This window comes from Bradyrhizobium sp. CSA207, from assembly GCF_029051685.1.
In the GTDB taxonomy this organism is placed as follows: domain Bacteria; phylum Pseudomonadota; class Alphaproteobacteria; order Rhizobiales; family Xanthobacteraceae; genus Bradyrhizobium.
This window is the reverse complement of the sequence record NZ_JAACFT010000003.1, coordinates 246,322-262,605: the sequence shown is the minus strand read 5'-3', so window position 1 is coordinate 262,605 and position 16,284 is coordinate 246,322. Positions and strand designations below refer to the sequence as shown.

General features: G+C 64.4%; 15 protein-coding genes and 1 pseudogene. 10 read left to right on the top strand and 6 right to left on the bottom strand.

Annotated features, from left to right (window positions below; translation table 11 throughout):
• The first annotated feature begins 102 nt into the window (after positions 1-102).
• The 3 genes from GWG65_RS04630 (at position 103) to GWG65_RS04620 (ending at position 2,590) form a co-directional block, all read left to right on the top strand.
• Entirely contained in the window at positions 103-1,473 is a 1,371-nt protein-coding gene (locus GWG65_RS04630; RefSeq protein WP_275194223.1) for a histidine kinase, read from the top strand.
• Positions 1,474-1,481: 8 nt separating this feature from the next.
• On the top strand, positions 1,482-2,135 hold the full coding sequence (locus tag GWG65_RS04625) for a response regulator transcription factor (protein WP_275194222.1): 654 nt from the start codon (positions 1,482-1,484) through the stop codon (positions 2,133-2,135).
• Positions 2,136-2,287: 152 nt separating this feature from the next.
• Positions 2,288-2,590, top strand: coding sequence for a hypothetical protein (locus GWG65_RS04620; RefSeq protein WP_275194221.1), 303 nt, complete (start codon positions 2,288-2,290; stop codon positions 2,588-2,590).
• 32 nt (positions 2,591-2,622) lie between these two features.
• On the opposite strand, the gene GWG65_RS04615 is transcribed toward GWG65_RS04620, so the two are convergent.
• Positions 2,623-3,210 carry a TetR family transcriptional regulator gene (locus GWG65_RS04615; protein WP_275194220.1) on the bottom strand — a complete coding sequence of 196 codons (588 nt, stop codon included), beginning with the start codon at positions 3,208-3,210 and terminating at the stop codon, positions 2,623-2,625.
• 572 nt (positions 3,211-3,782) lie between these two features.
• On the opposite strand from GWG65_RS04615, the gene purB reads away from it, so the two are divergent.
• Positions 3,783-5,090: an adenylosuccinate lyase gene (purB, locus tag GWG65_RS04610; protein WP_275194219.1), complete on the top strand. Its 1,308-nt coding sequence runs from the start codon at positions 3,783-3,785 to the stop codon at positions 5,088-5,090.
• Positions 5,091-5,228: 138 nt separating this feature from the next.
• On the top strand, positions 5,229-6,401 hold the full coding sequence (locus GWG65_RS04605) for a M20 aminoacylase family protein (RefSeq protein ID WP_275194218.1): 1,173 nt from the start codon (positions 5,229-5,231) through the stop codon (positions 6,399-6,401).
• Between the two features lie 53 nt (positions 6,402-6,454).
• Here GWG65_RS04605 and GWG65_RS04600 read toward each other — a convergent pair whose 3' ends face one another.
• The 4 genes from GWG65_RS04600 to GWG65_RS04585 form a co-directional block, all read right to left on the bottom strand.
• The gene (locus GWG65_RS04600) at positions 6,455-8,281 is read right to left on the bottom strand and encodes a caspase family protein (RefSeq protein WP_275194217.1); all 1,827 of its coding nucleotides are present in this window, start codon (positions 8,279-8,281) and stop codon (positions 6,455-6,457) included.
• Between the two features lie 199 nt (positions 8,282-8,480).
• Complete coding sequence (locus tag GWG65_RS04595; protein WP_275194216.1) at positions 8,481-10,388, bottom strand: acyl-CoA synthetase; 1,908 nt, start codon at positions 10,386-10,388, stop codon at positions 8,481-8,483.
• A 168-nt stretch (positions 10,389-10,556) separates the two neighbouring features.
• Positions 10,557-10,769 carry a hypothetical protein gene (locus GWG65_RS04590; protein WP_275194215.1) on the bottom strand — a complete coding sequence of 71 codons (213 nt, stop codon included), beginning with the start codon at positions 10,767-10,769 and terminating at the stop codon, positions 10,557-10,559.
• A gap of 24 nt (positions 10,770-10,793) precedes the next feature.
• The gene (locus GWG65_RS04585) at positions 10,794-11,150 is read right to left on the bottom strand and encodes a hypothetical protein (protein ID WP_275194214.1); all 357 of its coding nucleotides are present in this window, start codon (positions 11,148-11,150) and stop codon (positions 10,794-10,796) included.
• Positions 11,151-11,328: 178 nt separating this feature from the next.
• Between GWG65_RS04585 and GWG65_RS04580 the strand changes: the two genes are divergently transcribed.
• A complete protein-coding gene (locus tag GWG65_RS04580) occupies positions 11,329-12,411 on the top strand; it encodes a preprotein translocase subunit SecD (protein WP_275194213.1) in 1,083 nt (360 codons plus the stop codon).
• A 247-nt stretch (positions 12,412-12,658) separates the two neighbouring features.
• The gene (locus GWG65_RS04575) at positions 12,659-13,465 is read left to right on the top strand and encodes a cyclic nucleotide-binding domain-containing protein (RefSeq protein WP_275194212.1); all 807 of its coding nucleotides are present in this window, start codon (positions 12,659-12,661) and stop codon (positions 13,463-13,465) included.
• Positions 13,466-13,492: 27 nt separating this feature from the next.
• Here GWG65_RS04575 and GWG65_RS04570 read toward each other — a convergent pair whose 3' ends face one another.
• The gene (locus GWG65_RS04570; protein WP_275194211.1) at positions 13,493-14,134 is read right to left on the bottom strand and encodes a glutathione S-transferase family protein; all 642 of its coding nucleotides are present in this window, start codon (positions 14,132-14,134) and stop codon (positions 13,493-13,495) included.
• Between the two features lie 301 nt (positions 14,135-14,435).
• Between GWG65_RS04570 and murI the strand changes: the two genes are divergently transcribed.
• The 3 genes and pseudogenes from murI to GWG65_RS04555 form a co-directional block, all read left to right on the top strand.
• Positions 14,436-15,233, top strand: coding sequence for a glutamate racemase (murI, locus tag GWG65_RS04565; RefSeq protein WP_275194210.1), 798 nt, complete (start codon positions 14,436-14,438; stop codon positions 15,231-15,233).
• Positions 15,234-15,295: 62 nt separating this feature from the next.
• Entirely contained in the window at positions 15,296-16,069 is a 774-nt protein-coding gene (locus tag GWG65_RS04560) for an aldolase/citrate lyase family protein (RefSeq protein WP_275194209.1), read from the top strand.
• 60 nt (positions 16,070-16,129) lie between these two features.
• Positions 16,130-16,225, top strand: a pseudogene (locus GWG65_RS04555) (cupin domain-containing protein); the annotation flags it as partial.
• Between the last annotated feature and the right edge of the window lie 59 nt (positions 16,226-16,284).

The following is a 16,284-nucleotide window of genomic DNA, read 5'->3' as shown; positions in this document are numbered from 1 at the left end:
CGGCTTGGGAAATTTGCCCGAACTGCGATCCTGCCGTTCCCCGCAATTGGCAAGGCGCGGCGGCGTTGTTAGTCTGACCTTACCAAACTTTGGGGTGATCGCATGCGCCTTGTGCTTCAGCTTATCGCCCGCTTGCTTGTCATCGTCGCGCTGTGCCTCGCCGCCGCCACGGTGTGGGCCACGTTCGACGCCTATCGCAGCGTCGACCGGGCGACTGCGGCCTCCGCGCAGCGGGTCGCGCAGGCGCTTCAGGCGCTGTATTGGCGGGAGCTCCTGTTGCGCAGCAGCAGAGAGCGCGAGCATCTGCTGCCGGCTCCGGACTGGCGCACGCTGGAGACGATGAAGCTGATCTCGCCCGGCGTCTGCGTCGAATTCCAGCCCGCGGCGGCATTCGAAAAGCCACTTTGCGGCCAAAGCCAGGGCATCGGCAAGACGCCACCGCGCTGGTTCGCATCGATCGTGCCCACCTTCCTTGGCAGCCATGCCGAGGTGGTGCGGCCGGTCAGTCCGCGCGCCGCGTCCGCCGGCGCGGTCGTTGCGACGCCGGATGCCGCAGCCGCGGTCTCGCTCGCCTGGGAGTACATCCTCAACGTGATCGACGTCGCGCTGCTGATGGCGGCCGCAATCGCGTTGCTGGCCTCGCTCGCGATCGCGCACACGCTGGCCCCGGCACGGGCGATCGTCACCGCCTTGCAGCGCATGGCGCGCGGGCAATATCGCACGAAACTTCCGCGGTTCCGCTCGATGGAACTTGCGATGATCGGGGGCGCCGTCGACGCGCTCGGCAGCCGTCTGGAGGAAGCCACCGAGCAGCGCGCGGCGCTGACGCGGCGCCTGCTCGAGATCCGCGACGACGAGCGGCGCGCGCTCGCCCGCGAGCTGCACGACGAGTTCGGGCAAAATCTCTCGGCCATCCTCGCCTTCGCCAACACGATCGAGACCGCGGGCGCAAGGCAGAACGGCGATAGCGGCATCGCGCAGGACGCGCGCATGATCTCCCAGGCCACGCATCATTTGATGGCCTCGCTGCGCGATGCGCTGAAGCGCCTGCGCAATCCGCTGCCCGAGGAGTTCGGGTTGGAGGCAAGCCTCGTCAATCTCGTTGACAGCTGGCGCTCGCAGAGCGCTACGCAGCCGACGATCCAGCTCGATCTCAGGGGCGATTTCACCGACATCAGCGGCCCCGCCGCCACCACCGCCTATCGCGTCACCCAGGAATGCCTGACCAACGCGCTACGCCACGGCGCGGCACGCGAGATCTCCCTGCGCGTCGAGCGGCGCACGGGCGAGGACGATGCGCTTCTGATCCGCGTCGAGGACGATGGCGGCGGTGACGCGGCGCGGGTGGCGCAGTCGGCCGGCTTCGGCCTCACCGGCATCCGCGAGCGCCTGGCCGCGGCCGGCGGATCGCTGTCGATCCTGCCTGCCAATCGCGGCCTGAGCGTCGCCGCCATGATCCCGCTCGCCGCATGAGGGCCACGATGAGCGAGGTCGCGGCAACAGGCATCTCCGTGCTGCTGGTCGACGATCACCCGATCGTCCGGCAAGGCTACCGGCGCGTGCTGGAGAGCCAGGGCGATCTGCGTGTCGTGGCGGAAGCCGACAATGCCGCGGACGCCTACGCCGCATTCAAGGCGCATGATCCCGACGTCATCGTGATGGACATCTCGATGCCGGGCGCGAGCGGGCTGGAGGCGATCCGCAACATCCGCGCGCGCAGCCCGCGGGCACGCATTCTCGTCTTCACCATGCACAACGAGGCTGTGCTGGTGAAAGCCGCCTTCAACGCCGGTGCCAGCGGCTTCGTCACCAAAAGCAGCGAGCCCTCAGCGGTCGTCGGCGCGATCCGCGCCGTCGCGCGCGGCGAGCGCGCCATGAGCGACGACATCGCGCATGTGCTCGCCGATGACAGCCTGTCACCGACCGGCTCGGCGCTGGATCAACTGGGCGAACGCGAGATCGAGATCCTGCGACAGTTCGCCGGCGGCGCGACGACCGAACAGATTGCGGCGCACCTCAATCTCAGTGTGAAGACGGTGCAGAACTATCACTATCTGATCAAGACGAAAACCGGCGCACGCACGGATGCACAGCTGGTGCGGCTGGCCGCGGCTTGCGGGCTGACGAAGATTTAGCAGCAATGCTGTCGCACGGAGATCCTTGCGCATCGCTCCAGATGCGCTTGGTCTCATGTGACGTTTCCGATGATTGCTGCCCTGTTATTGCTGGACAGATTGGAACGGACTCCATTCGGCTTCTGTTGGTAGCAGAGTGGAGGAATAACGCCATGAGTAAGGCCATTCACAAGGTAGCCGCCCATCCCGCGATCATCACTGTAGGCGAGCTCATCGACGAGCTTTGCCGCCTGCCAGATACGGCCGTCGTCAGCTTCCGCTGCCCCATGCTCGAACAACAGCTGACACTCTATCGACTACGAAAGCGGTCAAAGGACCTTGTCGAAGTCGAAGTCAACGCCTATCCGGAGAGCCCGCCGATCGTGCCGTCGGATGGCGCATTTCATGCGACCAAGCGGGCCTCTCACGCCTCGCCGGCGCGTGAAAGCGCTCTCCTCCACAAGGGACGAGGTTGAAACAGCCGTTACAAGCGGATGGGCATCCGTCCCTAGGCAGCCTTCAACCCGCGCAGCACCAGTGCAAGCGTCGCGTCGACACGCGCGGGCAAATCGGCATCCTTCCACTCGTCGGCATGGGCCGGATGGTGGAAGCGGACAGTGGCGTCGAAGATGGCGCGCGCGGTCGTCTTGACGTCGCTCACAGCGAATACGCCCTGCTTCACGCCATCGGACAGGATCGACGCGATCTGGTCGATCATGGTGTCCTTGTGACACCTGACGGCCGCACAGGCTTCGCGCGCCAGTGTCAGATAGGTCTCGAACATCTCGGGGTCGTCGAGGACGCGCGAGCGCTTGGCGTCGAACAGCGTGCGCAGCCAGCGGTCCAGCCGCACCGGCGCGGGGCCCTGCTCCTCGGCGATCTGGCGCAACGGCGCATCGATACGGTCCAGCCAGCGCTTTGCAACGGCCTCCCGCAGCGAGGCCTTGCTCGGAAAATGTCGATAGACGCTGCCGTGGCTGACATCGAGCGCGCGGGCAACGTCAACCACGGTGGCCTTGGCAAGTCCGTAGCGCCTGAGCACATCCTCGGTGACTTCGAGGATTCGCTCCGGCGTCAAGATAACGGCTTCGTTCATGCCAGCACCATGTTCCCGTTGAGGCTCAGTTGCCCGGCGATGGAGCTGCTTCCGAAGCGCCCCTGCCGGTCGTTTCGGAAAGCTCTCGTCTTAATGAGGCAGTTTTGCAGCCTGCGCCGCGATCTGGCGCGCCACCAGTAAATTGAGCCAATGCCCAATCGTCCCGGTCAAATTGATGATTTCGGTCGTCATTGTCGTAAGTCTCCATTCGTCCACGGGCCCCTCTCTTCAATTTCGCCCTCGATCCGCATTCGTTTCGGACGTCGGGGCTTTTGGGGATGGCGCGGGACGCCCAATCGGAGCGTCCGGGAACGGATATACACGTCTCGCTGACAGATTTCAATATCTGTCATTCAATGATCCGTGATTGATAGTTAATTTCTGGGCCCGGCCGGCTCCAGACAGGAGAGGCCGGGTCCGGTAACCTGCCCCCACTCATCCCCCGCTACCTTATCGGCGCCATTTGTTTCGCCCTCCCCGCTCTGCTAAATCGCGGCGTAAAAAGCATTTTGGCCGGAGCCGTCCTTTGCGTCCCCTGGGCCGCGCCCTGCCCACCTCTTTGGAGCCGTCAGATGATCCCCCGCTATACCCGCCCGGAAATGGCCTCGATCTGGGAGCCGCAGACCCGGTTCAAGATCTGGTTCGAGATCGAAGCGCACGCGGCGGACGCCCTCGCGGAGCTCGGGACGATCCCGAAACAAGCCGCCAAGACGGTCTGGGAGAAGGCGAAGAACGCCACCTTCGACGTCGCCCGCATCGACGAGATCGAGCGCGAGACCAAGCACGATGTCATCGCCTTCCTGACCCACCTCGCCGAGATCGTCGGCCCCGAAGCCCGCTTCGTGCACCAGGGCATGACCTCGTCCGACGTGCTCGACACCTGCCTCAACGTCCAGCTTACCCGCGCCGCCGACCTGTTGCTCGCCGACCTCGACAAGGTGCTGGCCGCACTGAAGAAGCGCGCCTTCGAGCACAAGATGACGCCGACCATCGGCCGCTCGCACGGCATCCATGCCGAGCCCGTGACGTTCGGCCTCAAGCTCGCTTATGCCTATGCCGAATTCTCACGCGCCAAGGAGCGTCTGATCGCGGCGCGGAAGGAGGTCGCGACCTGCGCCATCTCCGGCGCGGTCGGCACGTTTGCGCAGATCGATCCGCGCGTCGAGGCGCATGTCGCCAAAGCCATGGGGCTCGTGCCTGAGCCGATCTCGACCCAGGTGATCCCGCGCGACCGCCACGCAATGTATTTTTCGACCCTTGGCGTGATCGCCTCCTCGGTCGAGCGTCTCGCGGTCGAGATCCGCCACATGCAGCGCACCGAGGTGCTGGAAGCCGAAGAGTTCTTCTCCGAAGGGCAAAAGGGCTCGTCGGCGATGCCGCACAAGCGCAACCCGGTGCTCTCGGAAAATCTCACCGGTCTCTCGCGCATGGTGCGAGCCTATGTGACGCCGGCGCTGGAGAACGTCGTGCTCTGGCACGAGCGCGATATCTCGCACTCCTCCGCCGAGCGCATGATGGGACCCGATGCCACCGTGACCCTCGACTTCGCGCTGGTGCGTCTGGCCGGGCTGATCGACAAGCTCCTGGTCTATCCCGCCAACATGCAGAAGAACCTCGACCGCCTCGGCGGCCTCGTGCATTCGCAGCGCGTGCTGCTGGCGCTGACGCAGAAGGGCGCGAGCCGCGAGGATGCCTACAAGCTGGTGCAGCGCAACGCCATGCCGGTCTGGCGCGGCGAAGGCGACTTCCTTCTGCTCCTGAAGAAGGACGCCGAGGTGAAGAAGTATCTCTCCGACGCCGAGATCGAGGAGCAGTTCGACCTCGGCTATCACCTCAAGCACGTCGACACGATCTTCAAGCGCGTGTTCGGGGAAGCGTAGGATCGTAGGGAGGGTTAGCCGAAGGCGTAACCCAGCACTTCTGTCTCCGCGGAAACAAACGAGGTGGGTTACGCTAGCGGACTGCGCTCGCGCAGCCGCAGAGCTAACCCACCCTACGAACCAAAAGAACGGACCCCCATGCCCATCGTCAACCGCATCGCCGCCCTCTCCGACGAAATGGCCGCCTGGCGCCACGACTTCCACGAGAACCCGGAGTTGCTCTACGAAGTTCACCGCACCGCCGGCATCGTCGCCGACAAGTTGCGCGAGTTCGGCTGCGACGAGGTGGAGACGGGCATCGGCCGCACCGGCGTGGTCGGCGTGATCCGCGGCCGCAAGTCCGCATCCGGCAAGACCATCGGCCTGCGCGCCGACATGGATGCGCTGCCGATCATGGAAACTTCCGGCGTGTCCTATGCTTCAAAGGTCCCCGGCAAGATGCACGCCTGCGGCCATGACGGCCACACCGCCATGCTCTTGGGCGCGGCCAAATATCTCGCCGAGACGCGCAATTTCGACGGCACGGCTGTGATGATCTTCCAACCCGCCGAGGAAGGCGGCGGCGGCGGCAAGGCGATGGTCGAGGACGGCCTGATGACCCGCTGGAACATCCAGGAAGTCTACGGCATGCACAATATGCCGGGCCTGCCGGAGGGTCATTTCGCAACCACGCCCGGCCCGATGCTCGCCTCCTCCGACAACGTCCAGATCACCGTTCACGGCAAGGGCGGCCATGCCGGCGCCGGCCCGCACAAGTCGGTCGACAGCGTCCTGATCGGCTCGCAGATCGTGGGCGCGCTGCAGTCGATCGTCGCCCGCAACGTCGATCCGCTCAAATCCGCCGTCATCTCGATCACGCAATTCCATGCCGGTACCGCCTTCAACATCATTCCCGAGGTCGCCGAGCTCGGCGGCACCGTGCGCACGCTCGATCCTGAAGTCCGCGATCTCGTCGAGCGCCGCATCGGCGAGGTCGCCGACAGCGTCGCCCGCGCCTATGGCGGCTCGGCAGAGACCAAATACACCCGCATGTATCCGGTGACGATGAACCATCCGCGCGAAGCCGGCGTTGCCGCCGGGGTCGCCCGCGACATCGTCGGCGCCGATCGCGTCAACGAGAAGTTCATTCCGATGATGGGCGCCGAGGATTTTTCGTTCATGCTGGAGGCTCGGCCAGGCGCCATGATCCTGGTCGGCATGGGCGATGGCAACGATTGCCATCACCCGGCCTACGTCTTCAACGACAACATTCTCGGCCACGGCGCGTCATACTGGGTGCGGCTGGTGGAGACAGGGATGCCAGCGGGCTAGGTAGACATTGTCGATGTCAGCGCCCTGCCCCACAGTGGTCGCAGCCGGGCGAGTCAGTTGCAGATCTCGCCAGGAATTTTCACGGTTCCGAGGCCTGGAGCGGGTACCGAACCAAGGCGGCAGCCTTTCGCAACCGGTCTACAGCCGGCTTGGTTGCAGATCATCTGCCCGGAAGCCTGCGAGCTCGGGGGCGTAGACTCAGACTGCTTCCGGTCCTGATCGCGCTTCTTGGAATCATCGCGCGTCGCAACCGGCTTCTTCTCCTGCACCTTCTCGCATTCGTTGTCGTCGCCCACGCGATAACCGGCCCGGCAAGTGATCTTCACGCATTGATCGCCGTCGGCCTTGAAGCCGAAGTTGCATACGAGTGGGCAAACGCGTCCCGGCTTGGCTTTCAGGGCATCGAGTGCGTCGACGCTGGCGAGCTTCACATCGAATTGGGTGCCGGCATATTTGTTGAACAGTGTCAGCGAACGCTGCGATGCGGGGCTCCAGTCACTGTCGGCCGCCGCGGACAGGCAGCCGACGCGGCGCAATTCGCTCTGCACGGCTTTCGCCAGATCGGCTGCAGACAACGCGGATGCCGGCGCAGGCGAAAGCGCGGCCACCTTCTGGTTCTCGGCCTCGGGAATCTGTCGATCGGCTGCTGGCTTTGCAGCAGGCTGTGCTGACGCCTTCTCCGCGACCTGCCGGGCGGCGAGTTCGGCTTTGGCCTTCTCCGCTGCCTGCTTCTCGGCCTGTGCTTTTGCAGCGGCGGCCTCCGCCACCTTGCGCTGCTGTTCGGCTGCGTCGGTCCTCGCCTGCTCGATCTGCTTTTGCTTCTCCGCCGCGATCCGGGCCTCTTCAGCGGCCTTGGCCGCCGCAGCCGCCCTGTCCTGCTCAGCCTTCTGGGCACGTTCGGCAATAAGCCTTGCCTTCTCCTGTTCGGCCGACTTCGCTTTCTGTTCGGCCGACGCGCGCGTCTCCTCGGCGCCGATCTTGTTCAACTGGCCTTTGGCCAGGTTGGCATAGAAGCCTTCGGGATATTGCGCCAGGAAGGCCTCCCAGCCGTCCCGCGTGCCGAGCTGGAGCGCAAGTTCATAGTCCCGCCTGAGCTCGGACTGCGGATTTGCCTGCGGACCGGTTGCGGCCGGCCTGGCAGGAACCAGCGGCACGTCATCGCCGCCCAGCGAGCCATACACGAAGGGCTCCTGCTTGTTCGTGGTGCTCCGCAGCACATCGTCGCGCACGAAGCCGAAGGCCTTGCGCAGGTCCAGGCCCGGCTTCGGCAGGTGTTCGACCAGCGCGATGGCGAACGGACTGTTTCTGGAATCGCCATCGGACGCCGTCGATCCCGCCTTCGCCGCGAAGGCAATCATGGTGTTGGGGCTGGTCGGCTCGACCTTGGCGAGTCCGCGCCCGATCGCGCGCGAGGCCAGCGTGCGCTTCATGGTCTTGGAAAAGGGATTGTCGCGGCAGGCGTCCAGGATGATCAGGCGCAGCTGCTTGGCAGGTTCGACCGCGAACAGCGCGCGCTCCATCGGAATAGTCTCGTCGAGAACATCGCCATCCGTCTCCAGCGCCGCGTCAGTCGGAATGAGATAGTTGGTGCCTTCGAGCTCGATGCCGTGGCCGGCGTAGTAGATGACCGCCATGTCGGCATCGCGCGTCCTGCCGGCGAATTCGCGCAACGTGCGCCGCATCTCGCTGGCGTTGAGATCCAGCCTGACGTCAACGAAATCGAAGCCGGCCTTCTTGAACATGCCGCCAATCAGGGTGGCGTCGTTCGCGGGATTGCCGAGCTTGGGCACGCTCTTGTAGGCGGAATTGCCGATCACGAGCGCGACCCGCCGATCGGCATGTGCCGGTCCGCAGGAAAGGCCAATGGCAAAAATCAACAAAGCAAATAGCCGAAACGGAATCACTTGCGTTCCCCCGAATGCAATTCCACGAGACTATTCGGACCATCGCCCAATTACCAATCCTTCCTATGTGATGTCTGTCACATAGAGGCTCTCGCATGGCGATATGGATAATGCGGCAAAGCGTCGCCCCTCCTGTCGGGCTGAGGGCCAAAGCCCGATCCCTGCTTGGGGTTCGCTACACTTGCACCACCTCGTGGCGCATCACGAAGGGTGCAAGCAGCGCATGCACCTCGTTCGCGACCAGCTCGCGCTGATCCTCCGGCAAGCCCGCAAGCGTGACAGTCGCGATCGAGCCGTGGCTGCCATGAGCGCCGACCTTGACCTTACAATCGATGCCGCGCTCGGCGAGCGGCGCAAGCACCTTCGCGAACACACGCTGGGCTGCGTCCCAACGCAGCTGCGGCTTGAACACCTTGCCGACGCCGGTCACCGGCATCGGATCGATCGGGATGACCTGCACGGGAACGGCCGCACGCTCCGGCGTGCGCTCGCGAACCCACGCCTCCAGCTCGCCCGGCTCGACTTTCGCGCCTGGCTTCAGCTGCACGTAACCGACAGGCAGCTCACCGGCATAGGCGTCGGGCTGGCCGACGACGGCGGCGAAACCGACGGCGGGATGACGAAACATGATCTCCTCGATCGGCGCCGGATCGATGTTGTGGCCGCCGCGGATCACGAGATCCTTGGCGCGGCCGGTGATCCAGAGATAGCCGTCCGCATCGAGCCGGCCGAGATCGCCCGAATTGACCCAGACCTCGTCGACGAAGGCGCCCTTGTTGTGCTCGTCATTGAGATAGCCGCCGAACACACCTGGCCCAGCCATGATGACAACACCGATCTCGTCAGGCGCGCAGTCGCGGATCAGGCGACCGTCGGCATCGAGCTGTACGATGCGGACACGTGAGTAAGGCATCGGCAAGCCAACCGAGCCGAGCCGGATCGGTCGCGACGGATAGGCCAGCGTGTGCACGCTCGAGGTCTCGGTCATGCCGTAGACCTCGACCACCGGCAGCTTGAGCTTGTCCTGGATCGCAGAGCCCACGGCGACGGGAATCGCCGAACCGCCGCCGGCGGCATATTTCAGGCTGGAGATGTCGGCATTGCCCGGCGGCACCGCCAGCGTGGCGGCAAGCACCGTCGGCACGCTCGACAGTGCCTCCGGCTTGAAGCGTTCGACCAGTTGCCAGATGTTCTTCACTGAATTCGGATTGCGCCATCCGCTCGGCGACAGCACGACGAGCGAGCCAGCGCCCGACAACGTCGCCAGCACCTGGGTCAGCGATCCTCCGACGTGAAACAGCGGCATACCGAACAGCATGTTGGCGCCGGGCTTCGGCTGTAGCAGCAGGTTGAGCGCCCAGGCCTGATAGACCTGGTTGGCATGGGTGTGCCGCACCAGCTTTGGCGTGCCGGTTGTCCCGCCGGTATGGAAATAGGCGGCGACGTCGCTGCCTGCAATCTTGCGGCCGCTGACGAGCCGGTCGGACGGCGGCTGCTTGATCAGATCGCTGAACGCAAAGATCCCTTTCGCCGGATCGCCGCCGCCGAACACCTGCACGATCGCCTTGAGATGCTTGAGCTGCGGACGGATCTGCTCGACCTTCTGCCAGATGTCGGTGCCCGGCATCGGCCCGAGCGCCACCAGGATTTTCGTTTTCGCGGCCTCCAGGATCTCTGCGATCTGGTGCGGCTCCAGCAGCGGATTGACGGGATTGGCGATGCCCGCGGCCTCGGCGCCGAACAGCGTCACGAAGGCATCCGGCACCAGCGGCAGCATGAAGCTGATGACGTCGCCCTTCTCCGCGCCGAGCGCGTGAAACATGTTGGCGGCCTGCGTGACGCGGGCGATGAAGTCGCGGTAGGTCACCACGACGGGCGTGTCGGCCGGATCGGCGTTTTGCAGGAACTGGATCGCCGCTCCATCGGGGTTGCGCGCCGCGCCTAACCTGATGGCGTCATAGGTGCTCTCGGCCGCGCCGCGCTCCGCGTAGGGGACCTGCTCGAAGGCCCGGACCTCCTCGTCCGTCGCCAGGTCCGGATAGTCGTTGCCGATGAGCCGATCGAGCGCGTGGATGCCCGCCATGAATTCCGTCCTCCCTCAGATGCATTTCCCCGCCCCTTGTCTTTTGACGTTGGTTCAGGCGAGGCCGCGCCCGATTGCCGGTCGCGCGGACAGAATGATGGATGATTTGGCGTTCGTCCATTGCCGGATGCAATCGGCCACTTGCGTTAAGACGCCGTCGAGAAGGGCCTATGGACGGTCCGGCGTCCAACCAACCACGTTGAAGTCGGCCGGCGCGGGCATCACCTCGGGCTCCGCAGTCGCCTTGCGCAGGATTTCATCGGCAAGGTCTGGATCCGCGATCTCGATCGGCACGCCTGACTTGCTGACGACGAGTATCCCGGTCAATTCGGGCGCCGCGGACATCACGTAGCGGTCTGCGGCTTCGATCAGCCGAAGCACCAGGAGACGTCGCTCTGCAACTTGCTAAGAGCCATCTCGGTCCTCGTGCTCGTTGACGCGATCCAGCATCTTTCTGCCCATGGCAAAGGCCCGGGCGTCGCCGCGATCGATCATGGCACGCGCGGCAACCGCGGCACGTGACCGAAGATCGGGCAGGCGATCGAGGTCGACATTGTCGAGAATGCGCGGTCCGTAGAGGCGGAGCGCATTGTCGAGGAGTGACTGGAGCTCCTTAATGCGGCGATGTTCCGCCCGCATCCGCGAGGCAATCGCCAGAACCTCGCCGCGGGCGTCCGGCGGAATGAGGACCTCGACCCGCACCAGATCTGCAGCACCACCCTCACTTCGGTATTTGCGCACACGCTTTTTTGCTGGGACCACGATAGCTGCTCCTTCAGCAACCCTACCATGCGTATCCCGGTTACGCCAATAAGCAGATGAAAAGACGATGTTTCTTATCGAAATCAGGAGGTGGGATGAACCTCTTGGCGCGATGCACGGACCAAGGACTGGTGGCAGGCTCGCCGAAAGCCGCCATGCCGCCACACGCGAGAACACCATGACCAAGCCGCTGCGAGAGCGAACCAGACCGCTTGTTGTTGCGCTTTCGATCGCAGCGGCGATCGCCCTGCCCGGCGCGGCGGTGGCCGAGGAGGCGCAGCTCGACAAGATGCGCGCGAAGGTCTCGGCCTTCATCGGCAACATGATGGAGAAGCAGGGCGGCTCGCGCATCGTCTACAAGGTCGATGCCGGCGCCTTGCGCGATTCTGTGGTCACCGAATTGCGCGACGACGCCTACAAGAACCTCCGTGAGAGCCGCATTGCGTTCTCCGGCCTTGCAATTCGCGACGGGAGCGTCGAGGTAAAGATTGCGGATGCCAGGAGTCGGGAGCAACTCGTGCGCAAACTCGCATCAGTTGCGGAGAATTTGCCCACGCATGCGCTCTCCGTGGTCGATGGCGGCGACGGCCTCACCAGACTCACGCCCACTGACGCTGCACTCGCCACCGGGCTGCACGATCTCCTCGAAGATTCCATCGCCATGATCGAGCAGCGCCTCAAGGACATCGGCATCAAGCTCGCCAGCGTCCAGCCCGACGGGCCGGACCGCATCCGCATCTTCCTGCCGGGCGTGATGGAGCCGGAGCGCGTGACTGCGGTCTTTGCCAAGAAGGTCCGGGTCAGCTTCCGTCTGATCGACATTTCGATGCCAGCGGAACAGGCGCAGCAAGGCACGCTTCCCGCGGCGGCGGAAGTGCTCTTCGGCTTCAAGGACAAGGTGCCCTACCTGGTCGCGAAGGACAGCGCATTGGAAGGCGACGACATCAGCTACGCCGGCCCCGGCTATGCGAGCGGCACGCAGGATCCGATCGCCTCGTTCCGCTTCAACGGGCGCGGCACCCGCCGCTTTGCCCACGTCACGGAAGAGAATATCGGAAAACCCTTTGCCATCGTGCTCGACGACAAGGTGATCTCGGCCCCCGTGATCCGCGAGCCCATCATTGGCGGCTCGGGCCAGATCTCCGGCAATTTCACCCTGGAGGAGGCCAACAGCGTCGCCATGATGCTGCGCGCCGGCTCGCTGCCGGGGCATTTGGCCCTGGTCGAGCAGCAGGTCATCCAGCCCGCCGCCAAGCCGTAGAGCTGCCGGTCTCCGCCTCTCCGGCCACGCGGACGGCCCCGACCAAGCTACTCCCTTGCGTCCTTTCCGGGTCTCGAAAACGCACGAAGCGGGTCCCGCGTGCGACAGGGGGCCAATTGCCGAATCCACCGTTCGGGATAGAATTGCCGAACCGCCGGAATGCTGGTCAAACGCTCGTCATCCGATTTCGATTATCCCTCTTCGGGACAGCGACGAAGACCGGCGGTCTTACGCAGGGGACAATATGATGCCGTCCGGCAGCGCAGACATTTCGTCGATCCTCGACCGCATTCTCAATGCGGCGGCGGACAATCTCAGGATCGCGAAGATTTTCGTCGAGATGGGCCTCGATCCCGACAACATCACCTATGACGTGCTGTTCAATCGGATACTGGAGATCGTGGTCCACAACATCACGTTTGCCAATCTGTTCGCCGCAGTCGGCGCCGGCTTCTTCGTCGCCACCCTGCTGATGCGGACGATGGTGCCGCTGCGCGTTGCCAACATGATCGGCTGTGCGCTCTTCGCTATTTTCGGCGCGCTCTCCGCGAATGTCTCGACGTTCCTGCTGTATCTTCTATTGCTTCCGATCAACGCCTTGCGCCTGCGGCAAATGCTCAAGCTCGTCAAGAAGGCGCGCCACGCCGCCGAAGGCGACATGTCGATCGAGTGGCTCAAGCCGTTCATGACCGAACGCAGATATCGCCGCGGCGACACGCTCTTCAAAATGCGCGATCCGGCGAATGAAATGTTTCTCACGGTTACCGGCAAGTTCCTCGTCAAGGAAATCAACATCGAGATTTTGCCGGGAACTCTCATGGGAGAACTCGGCTTCCTCACGCCGGATAACCGGCGAACCGGAACGGTCGAGTGCATCGAAGACGGTCAGGTCTTGACGATCACTTATGACCGGTTGCTCGAGATCTATTTCCAGGACCCGCAATTCGGCTACTACTTCCTGGTCCTCACCAGCCAGCGCCTGCTGCAAAACATCCAGCGTCTGCAGGACCAGCTGACCGCTGAACGAGCCGCGACCACGAACAGGATCGCATGATCGGCGCGATGGACCCGGCGCCGCCGTTCAGCTCAGCAGCAGCGCCATGCCCGGATCGCCCTTCTCCATCGCGCGCCGGTAGGCCGGACGGGCGCCGATGCGGCCGAGATATTTGACCACGTTCGGACAACGCGCGAGATCGTAGGGCTGGAAGTAGCGCATCGTGGTGAGCGAGAAGCCCATCATGATGTCGGCGGTGGTGAAGGCGCTGCCGGCCAGATACTCAGCCGCGCCAACCCTGGCATCGACGAGATCGAAGGCGCGATCGACGCGCGCCTTGATCGCAAGCAGCATCGGATTGTCCTCGGCGAGCTTGAGCCGGTTCAGAAGCATCAGCCGGCCCATACCGGCTTGCAGCGTGCCGTTGGCGAAGTGAAACCAGTACAGAAACTGCGCGAAGTCGGGATCGTCCGGGGCAAGCACGAGGCGGCCGTTGCCGTGTTTGGCAATGATGTAGTCAACGATGGCGCCGGATTCAGCGAGCACGAGATCGCCGTCGGCAATGACGGGCGCCGCCCCGATCGGATGCAGCGCCTTGTACTCGGCCGGCGCCAGCATGGTCACGGGATCGCGCGTATAGCGCTTCAGCTCGTAGGGAATGTCGAGCTCCTCGCAGAGCCAGACGATGCGCTCGGATTGCGATTTGCCGAGATGATGGACGGTGAGCATGGCTCCTCCTGCGACATTTGCCTGTCGGGCAAAACACCGCATTGTTTCTACGGCTTGGCAAAGGCCGTCAACTTTCGCCGTGACCAGCCGCAGCGCAGAGCGGCGCCCCTTCCCACTTCTGCCGGCTTGAGGTCTCAGCGGCAGCGCCGGCGTCGGGTTGATGACCCCGCAGATCAAGCCGGTGGCGCTGAGCCGCACGATCACATAGCCGCTGACGGTATGGACCGACCGGCAAAAGGAAGATTCGCCGCAAAACCGCCCCAAAAACCGAATGGTAACCATGATGGGCTAGGGTAATCACGTGATCAATTCTCCGACCATCCTGGTGTTCGATTCCGGCCTTGGCGGGCTCACGGTGCTGCGTGAGGTCGTGGCCGCGCGCCCGGATGCGCATTACGTCTACGTCGCCGACGACGCCTTCTTTCCCTACGGCCATCACAGCGAGGACGAGATCATCGCCCGCGTGGTGCCGCTGATGGGCGAACTGATCGGCACACATGATCCTGACCTCGTCGTCATCGCCTGCAACACGGCTTCCACCCTGGTCCTATCGCACCTGCGCGCCGTTTATTCCGTGCCCTTCGTTGGCACGGTGCCGGCGATCAAGCCGGCCTGCGCCCAGTCGAAGAGCCGCCGCGTCTCGGTGCTCGGCACCAAAGGCACGGTGAAGCGCGAGTACACCCGCGCGCTGATCCGCGACTTCGCCCAGGGTTGCGAGGTGACGCTGGTGGGCTCGCCCGAGCTCGCCTCGCTCGCGGAACGCGCGCTCGGCGGCGATACGATCAGCGACGGCGCCATTCTGGCCGAGCTCTCCCCCTGCTTCGTCGGCGATCCCGCCGACGCTGGCGCGCGCACCGATACGGTGGTGCTCGCCTGCACGCATTACCCGCTACTGCTCGAACGCTTGACGCGGCTTGCGCCCTGGCCGGTCGACTGGATCGATCCGGCACCCGCGATCGCCCGCCGCGTCTCGGACCTGCTCGGTCCGCACATCGGCGGCATCGTGCAATCCGGCGCCGAGATGATCTTCACCTCGAACCGCGTACATGGCCTCGGTGCAGCCCTGACGCCGTTCTTCGGCGGCCGCGTGCCGGCCTGACTTTGCGCGCCGACGGCGCGCTGCTAGGCTCTGCCATCGTCATTTGCCCGCAGGTTTCTCTCATGTCGGCCCCGACTACGCCGCTCAACCGTCTCCGCCAATTGTGGCGCGAGGGCCGCCCTGCCTTCGGCGCGATCGCGACCATCCCGAGCGTGCAGACCGTGCAGATCATGGCGCGCTCGCTCGACTGGATCATCGTCGATCTCGAGCACGGGCCGATCGGCTTGACCGAAGCGCATGCGATGATCGCGGCGACGACGGGCACGCCCTGCACGCCGCTGGTGCGCATCGCAGCCAACGAGCCATGGCTTGCTAAGGCCCCAATGGACATCGGCGCCTTCGGCATCAACTTTCCGATGATCACCAATCGCGCCGAGGCCGAGAAGGCGGTGCGCAGCGTGCGTTATCCGCCGCGGGGTGACCGGCTCTGGGGGCCTTTCCACGCGCCGTTCCGCTGGGGACAGTCGATGCCGGACTACATGGCGGGCGCCGACGATGAGATGATCTGCATGATCACCATCGAGCATCTCGATGCCGTCAACCGCATCGACGAGATCATGGCCACGCCCGGCATCGATGTCGCGGTGATCGGCCCCGGCGACCTCGCCACTTCCATCGATAAGCGCGGCCAGATGGACGATCCGGAGCTCCTGGAGCTGATCGCGCGCGCCGAAGCCGGCATCCTCAAGAGCGGCGTCCCGATCGGCGGCGTGGCGCGCACCGCCGAGCAGGCCAACCGGCTGGTCGACCGCGGCTACCGCGCGATCGCGCTCGGCTTCGACTGGTCGCTATTCCAGCGCGGCATTCTGGCCGCCTTCGAGGGCATCAAACGCTGAGTGGTTGCGGCCAGTCTTGCCGGGAACCGCGGCACTGCCAGGGTCAACTGTTCCAGGGGGGTGCATGACTCCAAGACCCATGGCGATAAGCCGTTGAAAATCATCGGTATTTATACCTTTGATAAGACCAAGCCGCTAGCGACGCCAGCGCCCTGATGATGCGGCGAACCGACTGGCCCCAAGCCGGTTGGTTCATGCTAGAGCAGGCGGCGAGC